We start from the raw sequence: 26,621 nt of genomic DNA, 5'->3' as shown, positions 1-26,621 counted from the left end.
AAATAGGGGCACGATGACGCGCTGTCTGACAAGGTTTCTGGCGTTTCCGGCTAAGGAGCAGGGTGGATTTCCCTCTGCCGCTCCCGGCATGGGACCCTGATTCGTTCTTCACCTGTCAGTTCAACGTGCCATCGTGCGTATGGGTTAAATCATCATGCCGAACACGATGCTGGCGATGACCAGCACAATACCGCCGCCCAAACGGGAGGAGATTTGCGCATAAGAGATAAGGTTCATACGGTTACAGGCAGAGAGAACTTCCAGGTCGCCGGAGCCGCCGCGGTTGGCCATACACAGGCCTGCAGTGATGGCCGATTCTATTGGGAAGAAGCCCATCAGCCAGCCACCGATCGCCGCGCCGAGCACCGCACCGATAACGATAATGGCGGCGATAACAACGTTAGCGAAGGTGATGGCGTTGATAATTTCCTGTAGGTCGGTGTAGCAGACGCCGACCCCGACCATCAGCACCCACAGCAGCTGTTTGGAGAAGAAATCAGACAAGCGTTTAGCACCGGCTTTGATTTCCGGTGAGCACAGCCCGGAGGCGTTCAGCGCGGCGACGATCAGCACCATCCACGCGAAATAGTGAATAGCCACACCGCCAATGCTGGGCAGAATTTTCTTCGCCACGACGTAGGCCAGCAGGAAGCAGGTAGTGGACAGCACCAGACCGACGGCGGTTTCGCGATGGGTGATTTGTCCCGCTTTCTCATCTTCTTCCACTTTGAACGAGGCTTTACGCACCAGTTCCCCTTCGCCGCTCAGCCAGGCGTGTTTTTTGCCGATGATATCGAGGACGGCGGCAAAGACGATGGCGAAGATGTTAGCGATGGTCAGAATAGCGATAGCGGTTGAGTAATACTCTTCGCGAGAACGACCGGTGACGGAGTGGTAAATCTCCGACAGGGGGACCGCGCCCGCGCCGTTGCCGCCACCCATGATCGGCAGGACGTACAGCATCATGATGCGATCCACTGGAATACCGAACACCAGGCCGATAGCGATGCCAAAAATAGACGCGCCGACAATGCCCATCAGGATAGTTGGAATATAGCCGAGCAGTGATTTCAGCAGCAGGCGGCGGTTTACCGACAGAATTGCTCCGGTAATTAATACCGCGATGAATAAGTTAAGGAAGTTACTCTTATCCATAACGTTGCTGATAGCATCGATTTCTTTCTGCGTAAAAATACCGGCATAGACAAAATAAGCCGCCACCAGGAAAATCATCACCGGAGCGCCACCGATATATTTGTTGAATATTGGCAGGCGCTTGCCAATTTCCCCGAATATAGCGCCGATAATAAACATGATGGCAAAGCCGCCGACGATATCGGTGGGTAAAGCGTTATAAAAATGTGAAAGTAATAGTGTAATTAACGCAAATGCGTAAAGGGGGAGCGGCATGCCGAAGATTTTAAATCCCAGCAGATCGCTAACGCCCTTTTTCTCCGTCGCCGGAGCCTGACTCATGTTAGTCATAAACGTTATCCTGTTTATTGATGGAGTAGTAAGACCGGCGCATAGTAATAAATAGATCCAGGGGTAAGGTGTGATTATCTTCACTGAATACTCGTGTTTTTTATTAATTTAATTGTTTTTATGATTCTGAATTGATTAACAACATAAAAACCATAAAGCCAATTAAGCCACGAGAAAAACTGTGACTTAAATACAAGAATCCATAGCCGAACGCTGGCGAAATACAGTTCGTTTTGAAATGACGAAGCGCTAAAAAATGACACTGATATTAAAACGCGTTCAGCTATTAAAAGATAAACCGCGGCGAGAGGCGATCGATCGGTTTCTCCGCCAGCATCAACTGTCGTTAGAGGCCGACTGCGAAATGGCGATTATCGCCGAGTATCAGCAGCGGCTGGTCGGCTGCGGTGCTATCGCCGGCAATGTGCTGAAATGCATCGCCATCGATCCCTCGCTGCAGGGGGAGGGGCTGAGCCTTAAATTACTGACCGAGCTCCTGACGCTGGCCTATGAGCTGGGGCGCAGCGAACTGTTTTTGTTCACTAAACCTTGCAATGCCGCGTTATTTTCCGGCGCCGGCTTCTGGCCGATAGCCCAGGCGGGCGACCGCGCCGTGCTAATGGAAAATAGCCGCGAACGGCTGACTCGTTACTGTCGACAGCTGGCGATGTACCGTCAGCCGGGAAGAAAAATCGGCGCTATCGTGATGAATGCTAATCCATTCACCCTCGGCCACCGCTGGTTGGTAGAACAGGCGGACAGCCAGTGCGACTGGCTGCATCTGTTTGTGGTCAAAGAAGATGCGTCCTGCTTTTCCTATCACGATCGCTTCAAGCTCATTGAACAGGGGATTACCGGCATCGATAAGGTGACGCTGCATCCCGGTTCGGCGTATCTGATCTCGCGGGCGACGTTCCCCGGCTATTTCCTGAAAGAGCAGGGGGTGGTTGATGACTGCCACAGCCAGATTGACCTGCAGCTCTTCCGCGAGCGCCTGGCCCCGGCGCTGCAGATTACCCATCGCTTTGTCGGCACCGAGCCGCTGTGTCCCCTGACCCGTAATTACAACCAGCGCATGAAGTCACTACTGGAAGCGCCAGGCGACACGCCGCCCATTGAAGTAGTTGAGCTTGCGCGAATCGAAAAAAATGGTGGACCCGTGTCGGCCTCCCGAGTGCGCGAACTCTATCGACAGCGCAACTGGCAGGCGGTCGCGGCGCTGGTGCCGCCGGGCACCCTCTCTTTTCTGATGCAACTGGCGGAGAGCGAACATCAAACCGCCTGATTTTTATGCCCTAACTAAGGATTTTCCCCTATGGAAATGAAGATTGACGCCCTGGCCGGCACGCTGGAGTCCAGCGATGTGATGGTCAGGATTGGACCGGCGGCGCAGCCGGGCATTCAGCTGGAAATCGACAGCATTGTGAAACAACAGTTTGGCGCTGCGATTGAGCAGGTAGTGAGAGAAACGCTGGCTCAGCTTGGCGTGAAACAGGCCAACGTGGTGGTCGATGATAAAGGCGCGCTGGAATGTGTTTTGCGAGCTCGCGTACAGGCCGCGGCGCTGCGCGCGGCGCAACAGACCCAATTACAATGGAGCCAGCTATGAAACCACGTCGCAGTATGTTGTTCATCCCTGGTGCCAATGCCGCCATGTTAAGCACGTCATTCGTCTACGGCGCCGATGCGGTGATGTTCGACCTGGAAGATGCCGTTTCGCTGCGCGAGAAAGATACCGCTCGTCTGCTGGTGTATCAGGCGCTGCAGCATCCACTGTATCAGGATATCGAAACCGTGGTGCGCATTAACCCGCTGAATACGCCATTCGGTCTTGCCGACCTTGAAGCGGTAGTCCGCGCGGGCGTGGATATGGTGCGTCTGCCGAAAACCGACAGCAAAGAAGATATCCATGAGCTGGAAGCGCATGTTGAGCGGATTGAACGCGAGTGCGGCCGGGAAGTGGGCAGCACCAAGTTAATGGCGGCGATCGAGTCGGCGCTGGGCGTGGTGAACGCGGTGGAAATCGCCCGCGCCAGCCCGCGTCTGGCGGCGATCGCGCTGGCGGCCTTCGATTACGTGATGGATATGGGCACCTCCCGCGGCGACGGTACTGAACTGTTCTACGCCCGCTGCGCTGTACTGCATGCCGCCCGCGTTGCCGGCATCGCCGCCTATGACGTGGTGTGGTCGGATATCAATAACGAAGAGGGCTTCCTGGCGGAAGCGAATCTGGCCAAAAACCTCGGTTTTAACGGCAAATCGTTGGTTAACCCACGACAAATTGAACTCCTGCATCAGGTCTATGCCCCGACGCGCAAAGAGGTCGATCACGCGCTGGAAGTGATTGCCGCGGCGGAAGAAGCCGAAACGCGAGGTCTGGGTGTGGTATCGCTGAACGGCAAGATGATCGATGGACCGATTATCGACCATGCTCGCAAAGTGGTGGCGCTCTCGGCTTCCGGTATTCGTGATTAAGGGGAATAAGATGAAAGAGACAGTAGCAATGCTTAATCAGCAGTACGTGATGCCGAATGGACTGACATCTTATGCCGGCGTAACGGCGAAAAGTCCCTGGCTGGCGAGTGAGAGCGAAAAGCGCCAGCGCAAAATCTGCGATTCGCTGGAAACGGCAATCCGTCGCTCCGGCCTGCAAAACGGCATGACCATCTCGTTTCACCACGCGTTTCGCGGCGGTGACAAAGTCGTCAATATGGTAGTGGCGAAGCTGGCGGAAATGGGTTTTCGCGATCTCACCCTGGCGTCCAGTTCGCTGATCGACGCCCACTGGCCGCTGATCGAGCATATTAAAAATGGCGTGATCCGCCAGATCTACACCTCCGGCCTGCGCGGCAAGTTGGGCGAGGAGATCTCCGCCGGTTTAATGGAAAACCCGGTGCAGATCCACTCCCACGGCGGTCGCGTACAGCTGATTCAAAGCGGCGAGCTGTCGATTGATGTCGCGTTTCTCGGCGTTCCTTGCTGCGATGAGTTTGGCAACGCCAACGGCTTTAGCGGTAAATCACGCTGCGGTTCTCTGGGCTACGCGCGCGTCGATGCCGAGCACGCTAAATGCGTGGTGCTGCTGACCGAAGAGTGGGTGGATTATCCTAACTATCCGGCCAGTATTGCCCAGGATCAGGTGGATCTGATAGTCCAGGTAGATGAAGTCGGCGATCCGCAAAAAATTACCGCGGGTGCCATCCGTCTGACCAGCAACCCGCGCGAGCTGCTGATCGCCCGCCAGGCGGCGAAAGTCGTTGAGCACTCCGGTTACTTTAAAGAGGGTTTCTCGCTGCAGACCGGTACCGGCGGCGCCTCGCTGGCAGTAACTCGCTTCCTTGAAGATAAAATGCGCCGTAACGGCATTACCGCCAGCTTCGGCCTCGGCGGTATCACCGGGACGATGGTCGATTTGCACGAAAAAGGGTTGATCAAAACGCTGCTCGATACCCAGTCCTTCGATGGTGACGCGGCGCGTTCGCTGGCGCAGAACCCGAACCATGTCGAGATCTCCACCAATCAGTATGCCAGCCCGGGCTCCAAAGGCGCCTCCTGCGAGCGCTTAAACGTGGTGATGCTCAGCGCGCTGGAAATTGATATCGACTTTAACGTTAACGTGATGACCGGTTCTAACGGTGTGCTGCGCGGGGCGTCCGGTGGCCATAGCGATACCGCCGCCGGTGCGGATTTGACCATTATTACCGCGCCGTTAGTTCGCGGCCGTATTCCCTGCGTCGTGGAAAAGGTGCTGACCCGCGTCACGCCGGGGGCCAGCGTGGATGTGCTGGTCACTGACCACGGCATTGCGGTCAACCCGGCACGTCAGGACCTGATCGACAATTTGCGCAGCGCAGGCATTCCGCTGATGACCATTGAGGAACTGCAGCAGCGTGCTGAGCTGTTGACTGGCAAGCCGCAGCCGATCGAATTCACCGATCGGGTGGTGGCGGTGGTGCGCTATCGCGACGGTTCGGTCATCGATGTGATTCGTCAGGTGAAAAACAGCGACTAAACGCAGAGGGGAAAGGCCATGAGCGACGTGTTAATTAATCCTGCGCGTGTGCGGCGCGTGAAGCCACTGAGTGCCGAAGAGGTGGTCAGCGCGGTAGAGCGCGCGCTGTTGACCGAAGTTCGCCTGACCCCAAAGCCCGGGTTGGTGGATATTCGTAACGCTGGCGCGCACTGGGATATGGATCTGGCCTCGTTTGAGGCCAGCACCGCGGTGGTGGCTCCGTGGATGGAGAAATTTTTCATCATGGGCCACGATACTGCGGCGGTCGCGCCGGAGCAGGTATTGATGATGCTGCGCCCGGTAGGGATGGCCTGTGAGAACGATATGCTGGAGGCCACCGGCGGGGTGAATACCCATCGCGGGGCGATCTTCGCTTTTGGCCTGCTCAGCGCGGCGGCGGGCAGGCTGGTGTCGAAAGGTGAGCCGATAGAGCAGCACCGGCTTTGCGACCAGGTGGCGCGCTTCTGTCGCGGCATGGTTATGCAGGAGTTGTCTTCTGCTGGCGGGGAACGGCTCAGTAAAGGCGAGGCTCATTTTCTGCGCTATGGTCTCTCCGGGGCCCGCGGCGAGGCGGAGAGCGGTTTCCTGACGGTGCGTACCCAAGCCATGCCAGTCTTTACCCGCATGATGGAAGAGACCGGCGACAGTAATCTGGCGCTACTGCAAACCCTGCTGCATCTGATGGCGTGGAATGATGACACCAACCTGGTCTCGCGCGGCGGGCTTGCCGGGCTGAACTTTGTCCAGCAGGAGGCGCAGCGACTGCTGTGGCAGGGCGGCGTGCTGGCGGACGGCGGGCTGGAGGCGCTGCGACAGTTTGACGATGAGCTGATTGCCCGCCATCTCAGCCCCGGCGGCAGCGCCGATCTGTTGGCGGTGACCTGGTTTTTATCCGCGTTTCCCGCCGGCGCGCTTTTCCCGCTGTAACCCACTGCAATACCGCCTTCGCCCGCACTGTACGGGCGAAGGCGCCATCATTAGCCTTCCCGGTTGTCATCAGGTAAACACGGAATCGCGGCACAATCGTATAGTTTTTACTGATATCGTCCGCCGTTTGTCATAAATTTCTAATTATCGGCGTTTTTGAGTAGCGGCCCGCTGACGGGCTGGTTACTCTGAAAACAATTTACGTAATGTTAACAAAAGAGAATAGCTATGCATGATGCACAAATCCGCGTGGCCATCGCCGGCGCGGGCGGCCGGATGGGACGCCAGTTAATTCAGGCTGCATTGCAGATGGAAGGCGTGGCGCTGGGCGCGGCGCTGGAGCGCGAAGGGTCAAGCCTGGTGGGCAGCGACGCCGGCGAGCTGGCGGGCGCCGGCAAAGCGGGCGTCGCGGTGCAGAGCAGCCTGGCGGCGGTAAAAGATGATTTCGACGTGTTGATCGATTTTACCCGCCCGGAAGGCACGCTGAACCATCTGGCGTTTTGCCGCGAGCACGGCAAAGGGATGGTCATCGGCACCACCGGTTTTGACGACGCTGGCAAACAGGCGATTCGCGATGCCGCGCAGGACATTGCCATTGTCTTCGCCGCTAACTTTAGCGTTGGCGTCAATGTCCTGTTGAAGCTGCTGGAGAAGGCGGCGAAGGTGATGGGCGACTATACCGACATCGAAATTATCGAAGCGCACCACCGGCATAAAGTGGATGCGCCGTCAGGCACCGCGCTGGCGATGGGCGAAGCGATCGCTGGGGCATTGAACAAAGATCTTAAGGACTGCGCGGTCTACAGTCGTGAAGGCTACACTGGCGAACGCGTCCCGGGCACCATCGGCTTCGCGACCGTTCGCGCGGGCGATATCGTCGGGGAGCATACGGCAATGTTTGCTGACATCGGTGAGCGTATTGAAATCACCCATAAAGCGTCCAGCCGCATGACCTTCGCAAATGGCGCCGTTCGTTCAGCATTATGGCTGAAAGACAAGAAAAATGGCCTGTTTGATATGCGTGATGTGCTGGATCTGAATAGTTTATAACGATTATTACCCATCGTGATGTGGTTATTGCTATCAATAAGTTATTGATGCAGAGGGCAATATTTTGTTGCCCTTTTTTATTTTTGCGAATTATGGCGTATATTTTAAGTGTAATGCGTAAAAAATACAGTATTTGCGTGTTTTTTAGTGAATTAAATGTAAATTTTGACCATCTGGTCCACTTTTTTGTCGATCATCCCTCTGTTTTACACTCTTCCACATCCGCAAGCGTTTTCTCAGCCAGGTTTGTTGATCTTTTTGGCGTAAAAATCACGTGTTACGCACCAGTGGCGTAAAATGACATTAAAAATCTCCGCTTTAAGTTGACTTTTATCCGACATCTCTCCAGAATGCCGCCGTTTGCCAAAAATCTGCGGGCAACAGATTTGCATTGATTCAGATCGTGTTTATGAATTAATATGCAAATAAAGTGAGTGGATATTCTCTGGAGGATGTTTTGATTAAGTCAGCGCTATTGGTTCTGGAAGACGGAACCCAGTTTCACGGTCGGGCCATCGGGGCAACCGGCACGGCGGTTGGGGAAGTCGTTTTCAATACTTCAATGACCGGTTATCAAGAAATCCTCACTGATCCTTCCTATTCCCGCCAAATCGTCACTCTTACTTATCCTCATATTGGTAATGTCGGCACCAACGCCGCCGATGAAGAATCTTCTCAGGTACATGCGCAGGGTCTGGTTATTCGCGACCTGCCGCTGATTGCCAGCAACTTCCGCAGTACTGAAGACCTCTCTTCTTATCTGAAGCGCCATAACATCGTGGCGATTGCCGATATCGATACCCGCAAGCTGACGCGTCTGCTGCGTGAGAAAGGGGCGCAAAACGGCTGCATCATCGCGGGCGACAGCCCGGATGCCCAGCTGGCGCTGGAAAAAGCGAAAGCGTTCCCAGGCCTGAACGGCATGGATTTGGCGAAGGAAGTGACCACCGCAGAAACCTATAGCTGGACGCAAGGCAGCTGGACCCTGGCGGGCGACCTGCCGGAAGCGAAAGCGGAAAGCGAGCTGCCGTTCCACGTTGTGGCATATGACTTCGGCGCGAAACGCAACATCCTGCGCATGCTGGTTGACCGCGGCTGCCGCCTGACGGTGGTGCCGGCGAAGACCTCCGCCGCGGACGTGCTGGCGCTCAATCCGGACGGTATCTTCCTCTCCAACGGCCCTGGCGACCCGGCGCCGTGCGATTACGCTATCGAGGCGATTGAAAAATTCCTTGAGACCGATATTCCGGTATTCGGCATCTGCCTTGGCCATCAGCTACTGGCGCTGGCGAGCGGTGCCAAGACCATTAAGATGAAGTTCGGCCACCACGGCGGCAACCACCCGGTGAAAGATATTGATAACAACGTGGTGATGATCACTGCCCAGAACCACGGTTTCGCCGTAGATGAGGCGACGCTGCCGGCCAACCTGCGCGTGACCCATAAGTCGCTGTTCGACGGCACCCTGCAGGGGATCCATCGTACCGACAAACCGGCGTTCAGCTTCCAGGGGCACCCTGAAGCGAGCCCGGGGCCGCACGATGCCGCGCCGCTGTTCGACCACTTTATCGAGTTAATTGAGCAATACCGTCAGTCCGCGAAATAATCAGGAGTAAAAGAGCAATGCCAAAACGTACAGACATAAAAAGTATCCTGATTCTGGGCGCGGGCCCGATTGTTATCGGTCAGGCGTGTGAGTTTGACTACTCCGGCGCCCAGGCCTGTAAAGCGCTGCGCGAAGAGGGCTACCGCGTTATCCTGGTGAACTCTAACCCGGCGACCATCATGACCGACCCGGAAATGGCCGATGCCACCTACATCGAGCCGATTCACTGGGAAGTGGTGCGTAAAATCATCGAAAAAGAGCGCCCGGATGCGGTGCTGCCGACCATGGGCGGCCAGACGGCGCTGAACTGCGCGCTCGAGCTGGAGCGTCAGGGGGTCCTGGCTGAATTCGGCGTGACCATGATTGGCGCCACCGCCGATGCGATTGATAAAGCCGAAGACCGTCGCCGTTTCGATATCGCAATGAAAAAAATCGGCCTCGACACCGCGCGCTCTGGTATCGCCCACACGATGGAAGAGGCGCTGGCGGTTGCCGCCGACGTTGGTTTCCCGTGCATCATCCGTCCGTCCTTCACCATGGGCGGCACCGGCGGCGGTATCGCCTATAACCGCGAAGAGTTCGAAGAAATCTGCGAACGCGGCCTGGATCTCTCTCCGACCAACGAACTGCTGATCGATGAATCGCTGATCGGCTGGAAAGAGTACGAGATGGAAGTGGTGCGCGATAAGAACGATAACTGCATCATCGTCTGCTCCATCGAAAACTTCGACGCCATGGGGATCCACACCGGTGACTCCATCACCGTTGCCCCGGCGCAGACCCTGACCGACAAAGAGTACCAGATCATGCGTAACGCCTCGATGGCGGTGCTGCGTGAAATCGGCGTCGAAACCGGCGGCTCTAACGTGCAGTTCGCGGTCAACCCGAAAAACGGTCGCCTGATCGTTATCGAAATGAACCCGCGCGTCTCCCGCTCCTCGGCGCTGGCCTCTAAGGCCACCGGCTTCCCGATTGCTAAAGTGGCAGCCAAGCTGGCGGTAGGTTATACCCTTGACGAGCTGATGAACGACATCACCGGCGGCCGCACCCCGGCTTCCTTTGAACCGTCCATCGACTACGTGGTCACTAAAATCCCACGCTTTAACTTCGAAAAATTCGCCGGCGCCAACGACCGTCTGACCACCCAGATGAAGTCTGTCGGCGAAGTGATGGCGATTGGCCGTACCCAGCAGGAATCTTTGCAGAAAGCGCTGCGCGGTCTGGAAGTGGGCGCTACCGGCTTTGACCCGAAAGTGAGCCTCGACGACCCGGAAGCGCTGACCAAAATCCGCCGCGAGCTGAAAGATGCCGGCGCTGAGCGTATCTGGTATATCGCTGACGCGTTCCGCGCGGGCCTCTCGGTTGACGGCGTCTTCAACCTGACCAACATCGACCGCTGGTTCCTGGTACAGATTGAAGAGCTGGTCCGTCTGGAAGAGAAAGTGGCGGAAGTGGGCATCAACGGCCTCGACGCTGACTTCCTGCGCACCCTGAAGCGTAAAGGCTTTGCCGATGCGCGTCTGGCGAAGCTGGCGGGCGTGCGGGAAGCGGAAATCCGCAAGCTGCGCGACCAGTATGACCTGCACCCGGTCTACAAGCGCGTGGACACCTGCGCTGCGGAATTTGCTACCGATACCGCCTACATGTACTCCACTTATGAAGAAGAGTGTGAGTCCAACCCGTCCGTTGACCGCGATAAAATCATGGTCCTCGGCGGCGGCCCGAACCGTATCGGGCAGGGTATCGAATTCGACTACTGCTGCGTACACGCCTCGCTGGCGCTGCGCGAGGACGGTTACGAGACCATCATGGTCAACTGTAACCCGGAAACCGTCTCTACCGACTACGACACCTCCGACCGTCTGTATTTTGAGCCGGTAACCCTGGAAGACGTGCTGGAAATCGTGCGCATCGAGAAGCCAAAAGGCGTTATCGTCCAGTACGGCGGCCAGACCCCGCTGAAGCTGGCTCGTGCCCTGGAAGCTGCCGGCGTGCCGGTTATCGGTACCAGTCCGGACGCTATCGACCGGGCGGAAGACCGTGAGCGCTTCCAGCACGCGGTTGACCGTCTGAAGCTGAAGCAGCCGGCGAACGCCACCGTCACCGCCATTGAGCAGGCGGTAGAGAAAGCGAAAGAGATTGGCTACCCGCTGGTGGTGCGTCCGTCTTATGTGCTCGGCGGCCGGGCGATGGAGATCGTCTATGACGAGCAGGATCTGCGCCGCTACTTCCAGACCGCGGTCAGCGTCTCCAACGACGCGCCGGTGCTGCTGGATCGCTTCCTCGACGATGCGATTGAAGTGGATGTCGATGCCATCTGCGATGGCGAAATGGTGCTGATTGGCGGCATCATGGAGCATATCGAGCAGGCAGGCGTTCACTCCGGCGACTCCGCCTGTTCCCTGCCGGCCTACACCCTGAGCAAAGAGATTCAGGATGTAATGCGCGAGCAGGTGCAGAAGCTGGCCTTCGAGCTGCAGGTTCGCGGCCTGATGAACGTCCAGTTCGCGGTGAAAGATAACGAAGTTTATCTGATTGAGGTCAACCCGCGTGCGGCGCGTACCGTACCGTTCGTCTCCAAAGCCACCGGCGTCCCGCTGGCGAAAGTGGCGGCGCGCGTGATGGCCGGTAAGACGCTGGCGCAGCAGGGCGTGACCAAAGAGATCATCCCGCCGTACTACTCGGTGAAAGAGGTGGTCCTGCCGTTCAATAAATTCCCGGGCGTTGACCCGCTGTTAGGGCCAGAAATGCGCTCCACCGGGGAAGTGATGGGCGTCGGCCGCACCTTTGCCGAAGCGTTCGCCAAAGCGCAGCTGGGCAGCAACTCGACCATGAAGAAACAGGGTCGCGCGCTGCTCTCCGTCCGCGAAGGCGATAAAGAGCGCGTGGTTGACCTGGCGGCGAAGCTGCTGAAGTTTGGCTTCGAGCTGGATGCGACTCACGGTACGGCGATTGTGCTGGGTGAAGCGGGCATTAACCCGCGTCTGGTGAACAAGGTGCATGAAGGTCGTCCGCACATTCAGGACCGCATCAAGAATGGCGAATATACCTACATCATCAACACCACCGCAGGTCGCCAGGCGATTGAAGACTCCAAGCTGATTCGCCGCAGCGCGCTGCAGTACAAAGTGCATTACGACACCACCCTGAACGGCGGCTTTGCCACCGCGATGGCGCTGAACGCTGACGCCACCGAGAAGGTGATTTCGGTTCAGGAAATGCACGCGCAAATCACTAAATAAGCTTCCCGGCCTGGCCGGATAGCAACAATCCTGGGCTGACGACATCGTCAGCCTATTTTTTTGGGCCGCAGCCATCTTCAGAGAGTTCTGCTTTTAACCCCCTGTCGGGTCAGGCTAACTATAGTTAGCACCATAACGATACCTATTGATGAAAAGACAGGAGGATACAATGCGGAACAATATTCTGGTGGCATCCGCACTGGCAGCGACGGCAATCATGTTCGTGGCCGGCTGCTCATCGAATCAGTCGATCAAAACCACCGACGGCAAGACCATTGTCACCAGCGGCAAACCGCAGGTGGATGATGACACCGGCCTTGTCTCATACAAAAATGCCGAAACCGGCCGCGTGGAGCAGATTAACCGCGACCAGGTGAAGTCCATGGACGAGCTGGATAACTAAGGCCTGACGTTAACCCTCAGGGCGCGCGTTGCGTAAGCCATCGCGACATAAATCACAGTTATCATTGTAAGCGGTTCGCTTAACTGTCTACACTCTTGCTGATTACGACAAGAGCAAACGCAGGCCAATCAATGATTCTGATAATTTATGCGCATCCTTATCCGCAGCATTCTCATGCGAATAAGCGAATGCTTGAACAGGCAGGGACGCTTGAAGGCGTAGAGATACGCTCCCTCTATCAACTCTATCCCGACTTTAATATCGATGTCGCCGCCGAGCAGGCGGCGCTGGCCCGTGCCGATCTGGTTATCTGGCAGCATCCTATGCAGTGGTATAGCGTACCGCCGCTGCTCAAGCTGTGGATGGACAAGGTGCTGTCGCACGGCTGGGCCTATGGTCACAACGGTATTGCCCTGCGCGGTAAATCGCTGATGTGGGCGGTCACTACCGGCGGCGGTGAAAGCCACTTTGATATCGGTTCGTTTCCCGGTTTCCCGGTGCTGGCGCAGCCTCTGCAGGCAACCGCGCTTTACTGCGGGATGAAATGGCTGCCGCCGTTCGCTATGCACTGCACCTTTATCTGCGATGATGAAACGCTGCAGGCGCAGGCCCGCCGCTATCGTCAACGCTTAATCGACTGGCAGGAGGCACACCAGAATGGATAGCCATACGCTGATACAGGCGTTGATTTACCTCGGCGCCGCGGCGCTGATTGTGCCCATCGCCGTCCGTCTGGGGCTGGGGTCAGTGCTGGGCTATCTCATCGCCGGCTGTATTATCGGCCCGTGGGCGCTGCGGCTGGTGACCGATGCCGAGGCGATTCTGCACTTTGCCGAGATTGGCGTGGTGCTGATGTTGTTCGTCATTGGTCTGGAGCTCGATCCGCAGCGCTTATGGAAGCTGCGCGCCTCGGTGTTTGGCGGCGGCGCACTGCAGATGGTGGCCTGCGGGGTGTTGATCGGCCTGTTCTGCATGCTGCTGGGCCTGCGCTGGCAGGTGGCCGAGCTGATTGGTATGACTCTGGCGCTTTCTTCCACAGCCATTGCTATGCAGGCGATGAATGAGCGCAATCTGACGGTGTCGCAGATGGGGCGCAGCGCCTTTGCGGTGCTGCTGTTCCAGGATATCGCCGCGATCCCGCTGGTGGCGATGATCCCGCTGCTGGCGGCCAGCGGCGGCGCCACTTCGCTGATGGCTTTTGCCCTCTCCGCGCTGAAAGTGGCCGCAGCGCTGGCGCTGGTGGTGGTCCTTGGGCGCTATCTGACCCGCCCGCTGCTGCGCTTTGTCGCCCGTTCCGGCCTGCGCGAAGTGTTCAGCGCCGTGGCCCTGTTCCTGGTCTTCGGCTTTGGCTTATTGCTGGAAGAGGTGGGGCTGTCGATGGCGATGGGGGCGTTTCTCGCCGGGGTGCTGCTGGCCAGTTCCGAATATCGTCATGCGCTGGAGAGTGATATTGAGCCGTTTAAAGGACTGCTGTTGGGGCTGTTCTTTATCGGCGTCGGCATGTCGATTGATTTCGGCACCCTGGTCACCCATCCGCTGCGTATTGTGATTTTGCTGGTCGGTTTCCTGGCGATAAAAATGCTGATGCTGTGGCTTATCGCCAGGCCGCTTGGCGTACCGCGCGCCCAGCGCCGCTGGTTTGCGGTGCTGCTGGGGCAGGGGAGTGAGTTCGCGTTTGTGGTGTTTGGCGCCGCGCGGATGGCGGATGTACTGGACGGCGAATGGGCAAAAGCGTTGACCCTGGCGGTGGCCCTGTCGATGGCGGCAACCCCCATTCTGCTGGTGCTGCTGACCCGTCTGGAGAAATCGTCCAGCGGCCAGGCGCGTGATGCTGACGAGATTGATGAAGAGCAGCCGCGGGTGATTGTCGCCGGCTTTGGCCGCTTCGGGCAGATTGCCGGGCGATTGCTGCTCTCGAGCGGGGTGAAGATGGTGATCCTCGATCATGACCCGGACCATGTCGATACCCTGCGCAAATTTGATATGAAGGTTTTCTACGGCGATGCCACCCGGGTCGATCTGCTGGAGTCGGCCGGGGCCGAAAAGGCGGAAGTGCTGATCAATGCCATTGACGATCCGCACGTCAGCCTGGAGCTGGTGGCGAGGGTAAAAGAGCATTTTCCGCATCTGCAGATCATCTCCCGCGCCCGCGATGTCGATCATTACATTCAGCTGCGCCAGGCTGGCGTCGAGGCCCCGGAGCGTGAAACCTTCGAGGCGGCGCTGAAGTCCGGCCGAATGACGCTGGAGGCGCTGGGGCTCGGCGCCTATGAAGCGCGCGAGCGGGCCGATCTGTTTCGTCGATTCAACCTGCAAATGGTCGAAGAGATGGTGGCGATGGCGGAAAACGATGCCGCGTCGCGGGTGGCGGTCTTCAAGCGGACCAGCGATATGCTGACCGGCATCATCAACGAAGATCGTCATCATCTGTCGCTGGTGCAGCGTCATGGCTGGCAGGGTACGGAAGAGGGCAGGCACACCGGGGATATCGCCGATGAACCGGAAAATAAGCCCTCAGCCTGAGGCTGACCAGTAACATTTTGTTTTCGTTTGGATCCTCTTCTGGCGGCCCACGGTGTGAACGTGGGCTTGCCAGCAAATCAGAAAATTTTCTTATTCTTTACCCTCCGGCCAGTCGACGAAGTTGTACGCTTTCCGTATAGTGGCGACAATTTTTTGCACTCGGGAATGAATGAATGATCAGTCTGATTGCGGCGTTAGCGGTAGATCGCGTCATTGGTATGGAAAACGCCATGCCATGGAACCTGCCTGCCGATCTCGCCTGGTTCAAACGCAACACGTTAAATAAGCCGGTGGTGATGGGGCGTCTGACCTGGGAATCCATTGGGCGCCCATTGCCGGGGCGTAAAAATATCGTGATCAGCAGCAAACCCGGCAGCGACGATCGCGTGCAGTGGGTCTCCTCCGTAGAAGAAGCAATTGCCGCCTGCGGCGATGTGGAAGAGATTATGGTGATCGGCGGCGGCCGGGTGTATGAGCAGTTCCTGCCGAAAGCGCAGAAGCTCTACTTGACCCATATTGATGCGGAAGTGGAAGGCGATACCCATTTCCCGGATTACGATCCGGACGAATGGGAGTCGGTGTTCAGCGAGTTTCATGACGCCGACGCGCAGAACTCTCATAGCTACTGCTTTGAGATCCTCGAACGCCGTTAAGCGGGCAGGATAGCGATAAAAAAACCCCGGTCGCGTCTGGCGTGACCGGGGTTTTCTTTTGCATGAATTGCGCGACGATGGCGCACTCAGTATCTCGTCGTGTTTCCCGTCGCGGGCTTCGTCTTCCTGGAGCGCTGCCCAAGGCTACAAATGGCAAGGAAATGTAGGTCGGGTAAGGCGTTAGCCGCCACCCGACAAAACGACGCCGCAGGTAGCCCGGATAAGGCGCAACGCGCCGCTATCCGGGAAGAGTCAGGACGCGACGGCTTCGCCTTCGTCGAGGCTTTTCTGCCGGTTTGACGGCTGGGTGAAGTACTGCTTATCTTCCCAGCGCAGGCAGGTGAGTTCCCCGCCCCAGCAGCAGCCGGTATCCAGGGCGTAAATCCCCTCCGGCGTGCCGCGTCCCTCCAGCGAAGCCCAGTGGCCAAAGGCAATGCTGTAGGCATTGCTGACCGGGCCGGGAATGGCAAACCACGGCTTCAGCGGCGCCGGGGCGTCCTCGGGCGCTTCCTTCGAATACATATCCAGCTGGCCGTTCGGGAAACAGTAGCGCATGCGGGTAAAGGCGTTAGAGATAAAGCGCAGGCGCGCCAGGCCGCTAAGCTCGTTGCTCCAGTGGTTCGGCATGTCGCCGTACATGGCATCGAGGAAGAAAGGATAGGAGTCGCTGGAGAGCACTGCTTCAACATCGCGCGCGCACTGCTGGGCGGTCTCCAGATCCCACTGCGGCGTAATGCCGGCATGGGCCATCACCAGCTTTTTCTCTTCATCCACCTGCAGCAGCGGCTGGCGACGCAGCCAGTTGAGCAGCTCATCGGCATCCGGCGCTTCCAGCAGTGATTTCAGACGATCCTTCGGCTTGTTGCGGCTGATACCGGCAAAGACCGCCAGCAGGTGTAAGTCATGGTTGCCCAGCACCAGTCGTACGCTGTCGCCCAGAGATTTGACATAGCGCAGGACCTCCAGCGATCCCGGGCCTCGGGCCACCAGATCGCCGGTCAGCCACAGCGTATCTCTCCGCGGATCGAATTCAACCTGCGCTAATAATGCGATCAGTTCATCGTAGCAACCATGAACGTCGCCAATAAGGTATGTTGACATTGTTTTAATGAATGAGCGTTGGAACTGCGAGACGGAAAACAGGGATCTCAATACGGAACGGCGCGCCGTCGATATCGATCATCTCATAATGACCCTGCATGGTTCCCAGCGGCGTTTCAATCACTGCGCCGCTGGTATATTGATATTCACCGCCGGCGGGAATATGCGGTTGCTCGCCGACCACCCCTTCACCCTGAACTTCAGTCTCACGACCGTGGCCGTTAGTGATGAGCCAGTAGCGGCCAAGCAGCTGAACCTGACTCCGCCCCAGGTTGCGAATGGTGACGGTGTAAGCGAAGACGTAGCGCTCTTCTTCCGGGGAAGACTGCGATTCGATATAGACGCTCTGTACCTGGACACACACCCGGGGCGAATGAATCATGGTTAGCTCTCCTTCGTTGGCAGATTGTCAGACAGCCAGTTGGCCATCAGGCAGTACTGCGCCACGGAAATATTTTCGGCGCGCATGGCCGGGTCGATGCCCAGCTCGGTCAGCACTTCCACGCTGAACAGATTGCCGAGACTGTTGCGGATAGTCTTGCGGCGCTGGTTGAACGCTTCGGTGGTGATGCGGCTCAGCACCCGGATCTCTTTGACCGGATACGGCATAGTGCTGTGCGGCACCAGGCGTACCACCGCGGAGTCGACCTTAGGCGGCGGGGTAAACGCGCTCGGCGGCACTTCGAGTACCGGGATCACCTGGCAATAATATTGCGCCATCACGCTTAACCGACCATACGCCTTACTGTTCGGTCCGGCAACCAGACGATTCACTACTTCCTTCTGCAGCATAAAGTGCATATCGGCAATGGCATCAGTATAGCTGAACAGATGGAACATCAGCGGGGTCGAGATATTGTACGGCAGGTTGCCGAAGACGCGCAGCGGCTGGCCCATTTTCTCCGCCAGTTCGCCAAAGTTCATGGTCATCGCATCCTGCTGATAGATGGTCAGCTTTGGACCGAGGAACGGATGCGTCTGCAGGCGAGCCGCCAGATCGCGGTCCAGTTCGATGACGGTCAGCTGGTCAAGGCGTTCGCCGACCGGCTCGGTCAGGGCCGCCAGGCCGGGGCCGATTTCAACCATCGCCTGGCCTTTCTGCGGGTTAATCGCCGAGACGATGCTGTCGATCACAAACTGATCGTTGAGGAAGTTCTGCCCGAAGCGTTTACGGGCTAAATGGCCCTGATGGACTCGATTATTCATTGGGTATTAACAATCATTTTGATGGCGAGATTAAGCGCCGTGATAAAACTGCCGACGTCCGCTTTCCCCTGACCCGCTAATTCCAGTGCGGTGCCGTGGTCGACGGAGGTACGAATAAAAGGTAAACCGAGCGTAATGTTCACGCCGCGGCCAAAGCCCTGGTATTTTAGCACGGGCAGGCCCTGATCGTGGTACATCGCGAGTACCGCATCGGCATGATCAAGATATTTCGGCTGAAAGAGGGTGTCTGCCGGCAGCGGACCGCTGAGGTTCATCCCCTTTGCGCGCATCTCTTCCAGCACCGGAATGATGGTGTCTATCTCTTCTGTTCCCATATGGCCGCCTTCGCCAGCGTGCGGGTTAAGCCCGCAAACCAGCACATGCGGCTGGGCAATGCCAAATTTCGTGCGCAGGTCGTGATCGAGAATGGTGATGATCTCGCGCAGTAGCTCGGGGGTAATCGCTTCGCTGATGGCTTTCAACGGCAGATGGGTGGTGACCAGCGCCACCCGCAGCTCCTCGGTCGCCAACATCATCACCACTTTGCTGGCCTTCGCGCGCTCTTCAAAGAACTCGGTATGACCGGTAAAGGCGATACCGGCGTCGTTGATGTTGCCTTTATGCACCGGGCCGGTCACTAACGCCGCAAACTCGCCGCTAAGGCAGCCGTCGCAGGCGCGCGCCAGCGTCTCCACTACGTAGGCGCCGTTTTGCACATTCAGCACGCCGGGCTCCGCCGGGACGTTTAGCGGCACGTTCAGCAGCGTCAGGGTACCGGCGCGCTGAGGAACAGGAGGTTGCGCGGGATCGTAAGGGAGGAGAGATAAAGGAAGACCGAGCCGCTTGGCTCGGTCAGTTAACAGGGCGCCATCGGCGCAAATCACCAGCTCAACTGGCCAGTCGCGCTGGGCAAGCTGCACGACCAGGTCAGGGCCAATCCCGGCGGGTTCGCCGGGAGTGATAACAACTTTACGGGTTTCAGGCATCGATATTAGTTGCTCAGAATTTTAACATACGCACTGGCGCGCTGTTCCTGCATCCAGGTTGCCGCTTCTTCAGAGAATTTGCGGTTCATCAGCATGCGGTAAGCACGATCTTTCTGCGCGGCGTCGGTTCTGTCGACCTGACGGCTATCCAGCAGTTCGATCAGATGCCAGCCAAAGGAAGAGTGCACCGGTCCGCTGGTCTGCCCTTTGTTCAGACGCATCAGCGCATCGCGGAACGCCGGGTCAAAAATGTCCGGCGTGGCCCAGCCTAAATCACCGCCCTGGTTTGCCGAGCCCGGATCTTCCGAATAGGTTTTCGCCGCTTGAGCAAACGTGATTTTCCCGCTCTTAATCTCGGCTGCGATCTGTTCCAGCTTAGCCTGAGCCTGGGCGTCGTTCATGATCGGCGACGGTTTCAGCAGAATATGACGGGCGTGAACCTCGGTAACGGAGATATTCTGGGTACCACCGCGCAGGTCGTTGACTTTCAGAATGTGGAAACCAACGCCGGAACGAATCGGACCGACGATATCCCCTTTCTTCGCGGTGCTTAACGCCTGAGCGAAAATGCCCGGGAGCTCCTGGATACGGCCCCAGCCCATCTGGCCACCCTTCAGCGCCTGTTGGTCAGCGGAGTAGGTGATCGCCAGTTTGCCGAAGTTGGCGCCGTTGCGCGCCTGCTCAACGATGGAGTTTGCTTGCTCCTGGGCCGCGGCGACTTCGTCAGAGGTCGGGTTCTCCGGCAGCGGGATCAGGATGTGGCTCAGGTTGAGCTCGGTGCTGGCGTCGTTCTGGTCGCCGATCTGTTTCGCCAGCGCTTCCACTTCCTGCGGCAGCACGGTGATGCGACGACGCACTTCATTGTTACGCACTTCCGAAATCAGCATCTCTTTACGGATCTGGTTACGGTAGGTGTTGTAGTTGATGCCTTCATACGCCAGACGGCTGCGCATCTGATCCAAGGTCATATTATTTTGTTTGGCGATGTTGGCGATAGCCTGATCGAGCTGGTCGTCAGAGATCTTCACGCCCATCTTCTGCCCCATCTGTAACACGATCTGGTCCATGATCAGTCTTTCGAGGATTTGATGGCGCAGGGTGGCGTCATCCGGCAGCTGTTGGCCAGCCTGACCAGCATTGAGCTTAACCGATTGCATCAAACCATCGACGTCGCTTTCCAGCACGACGCCATTATTGACGACGGCCGCTACTTTATCGACCACCTGGGGGGCAGCGAAACTGGTATTCGCGATCATGGCGATACCGAGAAGCAGCGTTTTCCAGTTCTTCATACTTTTTCCATTTCGATTAACCGCAAATGCGGATGATGTTGTAAACCAGCCGCATCACAGGGAGCTCTGGTACGGTAAAATGTTCGAGCGCAGCATCTGCTGGGTGCCGAGGCCGTAGTTAGAGCTCAGACCGCGCAATTCGATATTGATTCCGAAGGTGTTATCGTATTTGCTCTCGCCGCCGTTGTCGTTGCTGTTCCAGCCGTTGACTTTACGTTCGTAGCCAAGACGGATGGCGTAGCAGCAGGAGTTATACTGCACACCCAACATCTGGTTTGCTGCTTTCCGGGTATTAGTATCGTAGTAGTAGGCCCCGACCACGGACCAGCGATCGACAATCGGCCAACTGGCGGTCATCCCCACCTGCGAAATACCCTGTTTATATTGTGCCGCGGTGGAATATGACGGCAGCGTGGCCTGAATATATTCCGGGCTGGCGTAACGATAGTTAAGCTGGACTAAGCGGTTCTCATCGCGACGGTATTCAATGGTGCCGTTACCAGTGGCAACGTTATCCAGACGCGTATCGTACTGGATCCCCCCGCGCAGACCCCATTCATCGGCAATGCGCCAGTAGGTATCGCCGGCCCAGACCAGTGAACCCGTGGTATCGTTGTTCTCCCAGTTGATGTTGTCATCACCGGTGCGTGACTCGGTGAAATAGTAGATTTGACCAACGGAAATATTAAAACGTTCCACCGCGGCGGCATCATACACGCGCGAGGTGAGCCCGGTGGTGACCTGATTAGCCGACGCGATGCGGTCCAGACCGCTATAGGTACGGTCGCGGAACAGACCGGTGTAATCCGACTGCAACAGCGTGGAGTCGTAGTTGCCGATTTCACTCTGATCGCGGTACGGCACGTACAGATACTGCACGCGCGGTTCCAGCGTTTGGGTGAATCCCTCCTGCAGGTCGCGTTCAAAGACCATTTTGCCGTCGACTTTAAACTGCGGCATTACGCGGCTGACGGACTCTTTATAGTCAGTGCCGTTGGCGGCATTGTACTTATCGAGGTTGCTCTGCTGGTAGTGAGTCGCCAGCAGCTTGGCTTCGGTATTCAGACTGCCCCAACCGTTGGACAGCGGCAGGTTGATCGTCGGTTCGAAGTGAACGCGGGTCGCTTCCGGCATGTTGTTATTCGAGTTAACAAAATGGGCAACCTGTCCATAGAGATGGGTATCGAACGGACCGACATCATTCTGGTAGTAGTTGACGTCGAGCTGCGGCTCAGCCGAATAGGAGTTGCTCGATTCGCGGTCAAAGACCTGGAACTGTTTGGTCGATACCGTGGCGTCAAAGTTCTGGTTGACGTAACCGGCGCTGAATTTCTGCGTCGCATAGCCATCGGTACTGGAACCATATTTCGAGCTGAAGTCGTTGAAGTAGTCAGGATCGCTGACCTTGGTGTAGTCAGCGTTCAGACGCCATACCTGATCGATAACCCCTGAGTGGTTCCAGTAGAACAGCCAGCGGCGGCTGTTGCTGTCGCTCGAGTGGTCGTCTTCGTAGACTTTATCCGACGGCAGGTAGTCGAATTCAGTTAAGCCGCTGCCGAGCTGGGTCAGATAGCGGAACTCGTTTTCCCACATCACGCCGCCGCGTTTGTTCATATAGTGCGGAGTAATGGTGGCATCGAAGTTTGGCGCGATGTTCCAGTAGTACGGCAGGGAGAATTCCACGCCGTTTTTGGTGCTGTATTTCGCGTTCGGGATCAGGAAGCCTGAACGACGCTTATCGCCCACCGGCAGCTGCAGGTAGGGGCTATAGAAAATCGGCACAGAGCCAAGCTTGAAGCGGGCGTTCCAGATCTCGGCAACCTGCTCTTCGCGATCGTGGATAACTTCGCTGCCGACGACGCTCCAGGTGTCGGAGCCCGGCAGACAGGAGGTAAAGCTGCCGTTTTCGAGAATGGTATAGCGGTTTTCACCGCGCTGTTTCATCAGGTCGGCGGTGCCGCGTCCCTGGCGTCCGACCATTTGATAATCGCCCTGCCAGACGTTGGTATCTTTGGTATTCAGATTCGACCAGGCTTTTGGCCCTTTGAGGATCACCTGGTTATCGTCGTAATGCACGTTGCCCAGCGCGTCCACCGTGCGCACCGGCTGCGCCTGGCCCGCGGCCTGCTGCTGGTGCAGCTGAACTTCGTCGGCGCGGAGGCGACTATTCCCCTGGTTAATATCGACGTTGCCGGTAAAGACGGCGTTGTCCGGGTAGTTGCCCTTCGCATGATCGGCGTTAATCGTCACCGGCAGATCGCCAGGACGACCTTCCACGAGCGGACGATCATAGCTTGGCACGCCAAGCATACATTGCGTTGCGAGATCGGCAGCGAGGCCTTGTTGGCTATACAAGGCGCTGGCAATCATCGTAGCCAGGAGGCTGGGAATACGTTTTTTCATACGTTGTATTTATTGTTCCATCATCTTGTGACAGCGGCTTGCAAACGGTCAGAGCCTAACTTACTCAACATTATCACGCTAGTGTTAATCCTGCCCGTTTCGAGCCCGAGCGTTAGGCACCCTGTTGAATGACGAGTATGATAAAGCAAATTATAGGCTATGTCCCACAATTGACCGAGGCGCGAGTGCCGGGTAACGTGCGGTCATATTCGAGCTTAACGGCGATAAACAGTTGGGGAGTCTATGCAGTATTTGGGTAAAGTGATTGGCGTGGCAGTGGCTTTGCTGATGGGTGGTGGGTTCTGGGGCGTGGTGCTTGGCTTTCTGGTCGGCCATATGTTTGACCGGGCGCGCAGCCGCCGGTTAAATCTCTTCGCCAATCAGCAGGAGCGTCAGTCGCTCTTCTTTTCCACCACCTTCGAAGTGATGGGGCACCTGACCAAATCCAAGGGCCGCGTTACCGAAGCGGATATTCATGTCGCCAATGTGCTAATGGATCGCATGAACCTGCATGGCGCCTCGCGCACCGCGGCGCAGCAGGCGTTTCGCGACGGTAAGGCCGACAACTATCCCCTGCGCGAGAAAATGCGTCAGCTGCGCAGCGTCTGCTTTGGCCGTTTCGATCTGATTCGGATGTTTCTGGAAATTCAGCTGCAGGCGGCGTTCGCTGATGGCGAACTGCATCCTAACGAACGGGAAGTGCTGTTCGTCATTGCCGACGAGCTCGGCATCTCCCGCGCCCAGTTCGATCAATTCCTGCGGATGATGCAGGGCGGCGCCCAGTTTGGCGGCGGTTCGCAGCAGCGCTCTTATGGCCAGCATGGCGGCAACGCCGGCTGGCAGCAGGCGCAGCGTGGGCCGACCCTCGAAGATGCCTGCAATGTGCTGGGAGTAAAACCGACCGACGACGCGGCGACGGTGAAGCGCGCCTATCGCAAGCTGATGAACGAACATCATCCGGACAAGCTGGTAGCGAAAGGTCTGCCGCCGGAGATGATGGAGATGGCCAAACAGAAGGCCCAGGAGATCCAGAAGGCCTGGGAGCTGATCAAAGAGCAGCGCGGCTTCTGACGTTTCCAGCCCCTCCCGTCCGGCGAGGGGTTTTAACTTTTGACCTTAGCGCGGCGATACAGCCGCCGCGGATGGCCAATTTTTCCGTACAGCATCTCCACTTCCAGAAAACCGGTCTCAACGCCGTGCTCCAGATAGCGACGGGCGGTGGTTTTGCTGAGCCCGGCGGCGCTGACCACTTCATCAACGGAAAAACAGTGCGCTTCCCGGTCGCTAAACAGTCCCTGCACCAGCGCCAGCGTTTTCTCTTCAATCCCCTTGCTGCCGCTATCCACGCGATAGTTCTTCGCCTGCAGTTGATAGAGGGAATCGACGTTTTGCTGATCGACGATTTTCCACTCTCGTTGCTGATCGTAGAACTGGATAAAGCGCTCCAGCGACTGGCTCAGCCGCTTCCATGATACCGGCTTAAGGATATAGTCGAAGGCGCCGTTGCGGATGGCCTGGCTGCAGGTTTCCATATCGCTGGCGGCGGTGATAAAGATCACCGAGCATTGGCTGGTCGCCAGCGCCGGGTCGGTCATCAGCGTGACGCCTTTGCCGTCCGGTAAATAGTTATCCAGCAGCACCAGCTGCGGCGGCGTGGCGTGAAGCAGCTGCCGCGCCTGGGCGAGGGAGGCCGCCATGCCTGCCAGCCGCAGTCGCGGGTGTTTTTGCACAAGCTCGGCGTGCAGGCGCGCCAGTTCGCTCTCATCTTCAATGATTAGCACATCGACCAGGTCATGATGCATCAGTGGGCCTCCGGTTGCGGACAGGCGTGCGCGTCGGCCGGGATAAATAGGGTGAAGATCGTTCCCCGCGGCGCGTTATCGGCGACTTCGATGGTGCCGCCCGCCTGAGTGACATAATGTTCAATAAGATACAGACCAATGCCGTGATCGCCACGGGTTTTGGTGGTGACGCCGCGTTCAAAAATGCGCTCGCGGATATCGGGGCGGATGCCGACGCCGCGGTCGGCCACTTCGATAATCAACTCCCGGGCGTTGAGCTGGATCAGGACTTCAACCGGCTCATGCGGCAGCTCGGCACGCTGCGTGGCTTCGATGGCGTTATCCAGCAGGTTGCCGATGATGGAGATCAACTCGGATTCCATTAGCGACGGCAGGGGGCGGTCGATGCGGCAGGCCGGGTCGAAGCTCAGCGCCACGCCTTTTTCGCGGGCGCGGGTGGCTTTGCCGAGCAGCAGACCGCATAGCGTCGGCGAGTGGAAGTGCGAGGAGATAAAGTCCAGTAGCTCCTGAGCATGTTCCGACTGGGCCTGAATATAGCGGATCGCTTCGTCATAATGGCCCATATGCAGCAGGCCGGAGAGGGTAGTCATCCGGTTGAGCTGCTCGTGGCGCATGATGCGCAGATTGTCGACATAGCGCTTCACCTGGCTCAGCTGGGCGGTGAGGGCATTGATTTCATTGCGGTCACGGAATGTGATCACCCAGCCCTGCAGGGTATTCTCCAGCATAATGCGCACCCGACTGGCGAGCACGGTCAACTGGTTGAAGCGGCATAGCTCATCGTGGGTATCGCGTTCGAGCATGTCGCCGCTGGCGAAAAAGGGCTGCGGCGAAATGACGCTGTCGATCGACTGACCGCGCAGCTGGCGGGCGGGCTGGCTGAGCCCCAGCAGGCTGCGGGCGGCATGGTTTATCACCTCAATACGCCGCTGGCGATCGATGACGATCACCCCCTCAAAGATCGACTCCATCATCGCCTTTTGCTGGCGAACCAGCAGGCCAATTTCCCGCGGCTCGAGCGAAAAAATCTGCTTCTTGATACTGCGGGTAAAGTACCAGGAGAAGATAAACAGGGCGATGAGCAGCAGGACGGCGGCGATAAAAATATTGATCACTTTAGTCAGAGTAATGCTGTCGAGATAGCTGGTGAGGTAGCCGACGGAGACAATACCGATCACTCGCCCTGCGTCATCAACGATGGGCGTTTTGCTGCGCAGCGAGACCCCGAGGCCGCCTTTGCGAATGGTGGTGATGGATTTCCCTTCCAGTACCGCCTGGTTGTCGCCGCCGACCAGTCGGGTGCCAACCCACTCCGGATGGACGGAATGAAACAGATGAACTCCCTGACGGTCGCCGATGACGATAAAGCTGGCGTCGCTATGGGCGGCGATTTGCTGCATAAACGCCTGAATCGCCTGTGGGTCGTGCCGGCTGACCTGTTGACGTAAATTCGGCATCAGGGCTATCTCTTCGGCCTGTATTTTGGCCCGGGCGCTCATCTCCTGATAAAGCTGGCGGCTGGCGTCAAAATAATAATAAATGCCCAGCGCGATAAAAAGGACCGAGAAAAAAGCGACCAGAGAAATAAACAGCTTATATTGAAAAGATAATTTCATAGGCCCCGGACGACGTATTAACCATAGCGGCACTCTATCATTTTTCTGTCACGTGACGTAAATGTTAAGGGAAAGTTGTGATCAGCGGCGCAGGCGCGGGCTGCCGCCAGCGGTCGCGGCGGAAATAGGCGGCCGGCGGGAAATAAAAACCATAAAAACCACAGTCATAAATCAGAGATATATCACTCCCGGGCAGTTCAGCGAATAAAAACCATAAAAACCATAGTGACCATTAAAACTTCTTTTTTAATCTGGGAAGCTTCACATTAACGACGCCGCTGTCCCTTTACGCTGAAAATGAATAATAACGACAG

General features: G+C 57.2%; 22 protein-coding genes. 13 read left to right on the top strand and 9 right to left on the bottom strand.

Features of this window, described 5'->3' with window-relative positions; all coding sequences use genetic code 11:
* Nucleotides 1-144: 144 nt before the first annotated feature.
* Nucleotides 145-1,485, bottom strand: a complete 1,341-nt coding sequence (gene citS / locus KHQ23_RS04115) for a citrate/sodium symporter CitS (protein ID WP_023282163.1) — start codon at nt 1,483-1,485, stop codon at nt 145-147.
* A 256-nt stretch (nt 1,486-1,741) separates the two neighbouring features.
* Here citS and citC point away from each other — a divergent pair, with 256 nt between their 5' ends.
* The 12 genes from citC (at nt 1,742) to folA (ending at nt 15,901) form a co-directional block, all read left to right on the top strand.
* A complete protein-coding gene (citC, locus tag KHQ23_RS04110; protein ID WP_032435569.1) occupies nt 1,742-2,770 on the top strand; it encodes a [citrate (pro-3S)-lyase] ligase in 1,029 nt (342 codons plus the stop codon).
* 30 nt (nt 2,771-2,800) lie between these two features.
* Nucleotides 2,801-3,094 carry a citrate lyase acyl carrier protein gene (citD, locus tag KHQ23_RS04105; protein ID WP_004151373.1) on the top strand — a complete coding sequence of 98 codons (294 nt, stop codon included), beginning with the start codon at nt 2,801-2,803 and terminating at the stop codon, nt 3,092-3,094.
* Nucleotides 3,091-3,960 (top strand): citrate (pro-3S)-lyase subunit beta, encoded by an 870-nt coding sequence (gene citE / locus KHQ23_RS04100; protein WP_004151372.1) that lies wholly within the window; start codon nt 3,091-3,093, stop codon nt 3,958-3,960. The genes citD and citE overlap by 4 nt, the downstream gene beginning before the upstream one ends.
* Before the next feature lie 10 nt (nt 3,961-3,970).
* On the top strand, nt 3,971-5,497 hold the full coding sequence (gene citF / locus KHQ23_RS04095) for a citrate lyase subunit alpha (RefSeq protein WP_032433050.1): 1,527 nt from the start codon (nt 3,971-3,973) through the stop codon (nt 5,495-5,497).
* A gap of 18 nt (nt 5,498-5,515) precedes the next feature.
* Nucleotides 5,516-6,424: a triphosphoribosyl-dephospho-CoA synthase CitG gene (citG, locus tag KHQ23_RS04090; protein WP_004222628.1), complete on the top strand. Its 909-nt coding sequence runs from the start codon at nt 5,516-5,518 to the stop codon at nt 6,422-6,424.
* 228 nt (nt 6,425-6,652) lie between these two features.
* A complete protein-coding gene (gene dapB / locus KHQ23_RS04085; protein ID WP_004177440.1) occupies nt 6,653-7,474 on the top strand; it encodes a 4-hydroxy-tetrahydrodipicolinate reductase in 822 nt (273 codons plus the stop codon).
* 457 nt (nt 7,475-7,931) lie between these two features.
* Nucleotides 7,932-9,080, top strand: a complete 1,149-nt coding sequence (carA, locus tag KHQ23_RS04080; protein WP_004212571.1) for a glutamine-hydrolyzing carbamoyl-phosphate synthase small subunit — start codon at nt 7,932-7,934, stop codon at nt 9,078-9,080.
* A gap of 17 nt (nt 9,081-9,097) precedes the next feature.
* Complete coding sequence (gene carB, locus KHQ23_RS04075) at nt 9,098-12,322, top strand: carbamoyl-phosphate synthase large subunit (RefSeq protein WP_002888056.1); 3,225 nt, start codon at nt 9,098-9,100, stop codon at nt 12,320-12,322.
* A 169-nt stretch (nt 12,323-12,491) separates the two neighbouring features.
* On the top strand, nt 12,492-12,725 hold the full coding sequence (locus KHQ23_RS04070) for a YgdI/YgdR family lipoprotein (protein WP_002888059.1): 234 nt from the start codon (nt 12,492-12,494) through the stop codon (nt 12,723-12,725).
* A gap of 131 nt (nt 12,726-12,856) precedes the next feature.
* Nucleotides 12,857-13,390: a glutathione-regulated potassium-efflux system oxidoreductase KefF gene (kefF, locus tag KHQ23_RS04065; RefSeq protein ID WP_002888068.1), complete on the top strand. Its 534-nt coding sequence runs from the start codon at nt 12,857-12,859 to the stop codon at nt 13,388-13,390.
* Complete coding sequence (kefC, locus tag KHQ23_RS04060; RefSeq protein WP_004145992.1) at nt 13,383-15,248, top strand: glutathione-regulated potassium-efflux system protein KefC; 1,866 nt, start codon at nt 13,383-13,385, stop codon at nt 15,246-15,248. The genes kefF and kefC overlap by 8 nt, the downstream gene beginning before the upstream one ends.
* A 173-nt stretch (nt 15,249-15,421) precedes the next feature.
* Entirely contained in the window at nt 15,422-15,901 is a 480-nt protein-coding gene (gene folA, locus KHQ23_RS04055) for a type 3 dihydrofolate reductase (protein WP_002888320.1), read from the top strand.
* Nucleotides 15,902-16,153: 252 nt separating this feature from the next.
* Here the strand turns inward: folA and apaH are convergent, their stop codons facing one another.
* Genes apaH through lptD form a run of 6 tightly spaced genes read right to left on the bottom strand, consistent with a single transcriptional unit; the run spans nt 16,154 to nt 22,889 of the window.
* Nucleotides 16,154-17,002 (bottom strand): bis(5'-nucleosyl)-tetraphosphatase (symmetrical) ApaH, encoded by an 849-nt coding sequence (apaH, locus tag KHQ23_RS04050; RefSeq protein ID WP_004177431.1) that lies wholly within the window; start codon nt 17,000-17,002, stop codon nt 16,154-16,156.
* Between the two features lie 4 nt (nt 17,003-17,006).
* Nucleotides 17,007-17,384 (bottom strand): Co2+/Mg2+ efflux protein ApaG, encoded by a 378-nt coding sequence (gene apaG, locus KHQ23_RS04045; RefSeq protein ID WP_002888323.1) that lies wholly within the window; start codon nt 17,382-17,384, stop codon nt 17,007-17,009.
* A gap of 2 nt (nt 17,385-17,386) precedes the next feature.
* Nucleotides 17,387-18,208: a 16S rRNA (adenine(1518)-N(6)/adenine(1519)-N(6))-dimethyltransferase RsmA gene (rsmA, locus tag KHQ23_RS04040; RefSeq protein WP_002888324.1), complete on the bottom strand. Its 822-nt coding sequence runs from the start codon at nt 18,206-18,208 to the stop codon at nt 17,387-17,389.
* Nucleotides 18,205-19,194 carry a 4-hydroxythreonine-4-phosphate dehydrogenase PdxA gene (gene pdxA / locus KHQ23_RS04035; protein ID WP_002888327.1) on the bottom strand — a complete coding sequence of 330 codons (990 nt, stop codon included), beginning with the start codon at nt 19,192-19,194 and terminating at the stop codon, nt 18,205-18,207. Before pdxA ends, rsmA begins: the two co-directional genes overlap by 4 nt.
* 5 nt (nt 19,195-19,199) lie before the next feature.
* Nucleotides 19,200-20,486 (bottom strand): peptidylprolyl isomerase SurA, encoded by a 1,287-nt coding sequence (gene surA, locus KHQ23_RS04030; RefSeq protein ID WP_002888329.1) that lies wholly within the window; start codon nt 20,484-20,486, stop codon nt 19,200-19,202.
* Nucleotides 20,487-20,540: 54 nt separating this feature from the next.
* Nucleotides 20,541-22,889 carry an LPS assembly protein LptD gene (lptD, locus tag KHQ23_RS04025; RefSeq protein ID WP_004147026.1) on the bottom strand — a complete coding sequence of 783 codons (2,349 nt, stop codon included), beginning with the start codon at nt 22,887-22,889 and terminating at the stop codon, nt 20,541-20,543.
* 243 nt (nt 22,890-23,132) lie between these two features.
* Here lptD and djlA point away from each other — a divergent pair, with 243 nt between their 5' ends.
* Nucleotides 23,133-23,960, top strand: a complete 828-nt coding sequence (djlA, locus tag KHQ23_RS04020; protein ID WP_002888332.1) for a co-chaperone DjlA — start codon at nt 23,133-23,135, stop codon at nt 23,958-23,960.
* 32 nt (nt 23,961-23,992) lie between these two features.
* Here the strand turns inward: djlA and KHQ23_RS04015 are convergent, their stop codons facing one another.
* Both KHQ23_RS04015 and KHQ23_RS04010 read right to left on the bottom strand, forming a co-directional pair.
* Nucleotides 23,993-24,691, bottom strand: a complete 699-nt coding sequence (locus KHQ23_RS04015) for a response regulator (protein WP_002888337.1) — start codon at nt 24,689-24,691, stop codon at nt 23,993-23,995.
* Nucleotides 24,691-26,307 carry a sensor histidine kinase gene (locus tag KHQ23_RS04010; RefSeq protein WP_038991584.1) on the bottom strand — a complete coding sequence of 539 codons (1,617 nt, stop codon included), beginning with the start codon at nt 26,305-26,307 and terminating at the stop codon, nt 24,691-24,693. Before KHQ23_RS04010 ends, KHQ23_RS04015 begins: the two co-directional genes overlap by 1 nt.
* Between the last annotated feature and the right edge of the window lie 314 nt (nt 26,308-26,621).

It is taken from the genome of Klebsiella sp. 64 (assembly GCF_018223915.1).
Taxonomy (GTDB): Bacteria; Pseudomonadota; Gammaproteobacteria; order Enterobacterales; family Enterobacteriaceae; genus Klebsiella; species Klebsiella pneumoniae.
Note: the sequence above shows the minus strand (reverse complement) of the source record. Positions and strands in the feature narration are given on the sequence as shown.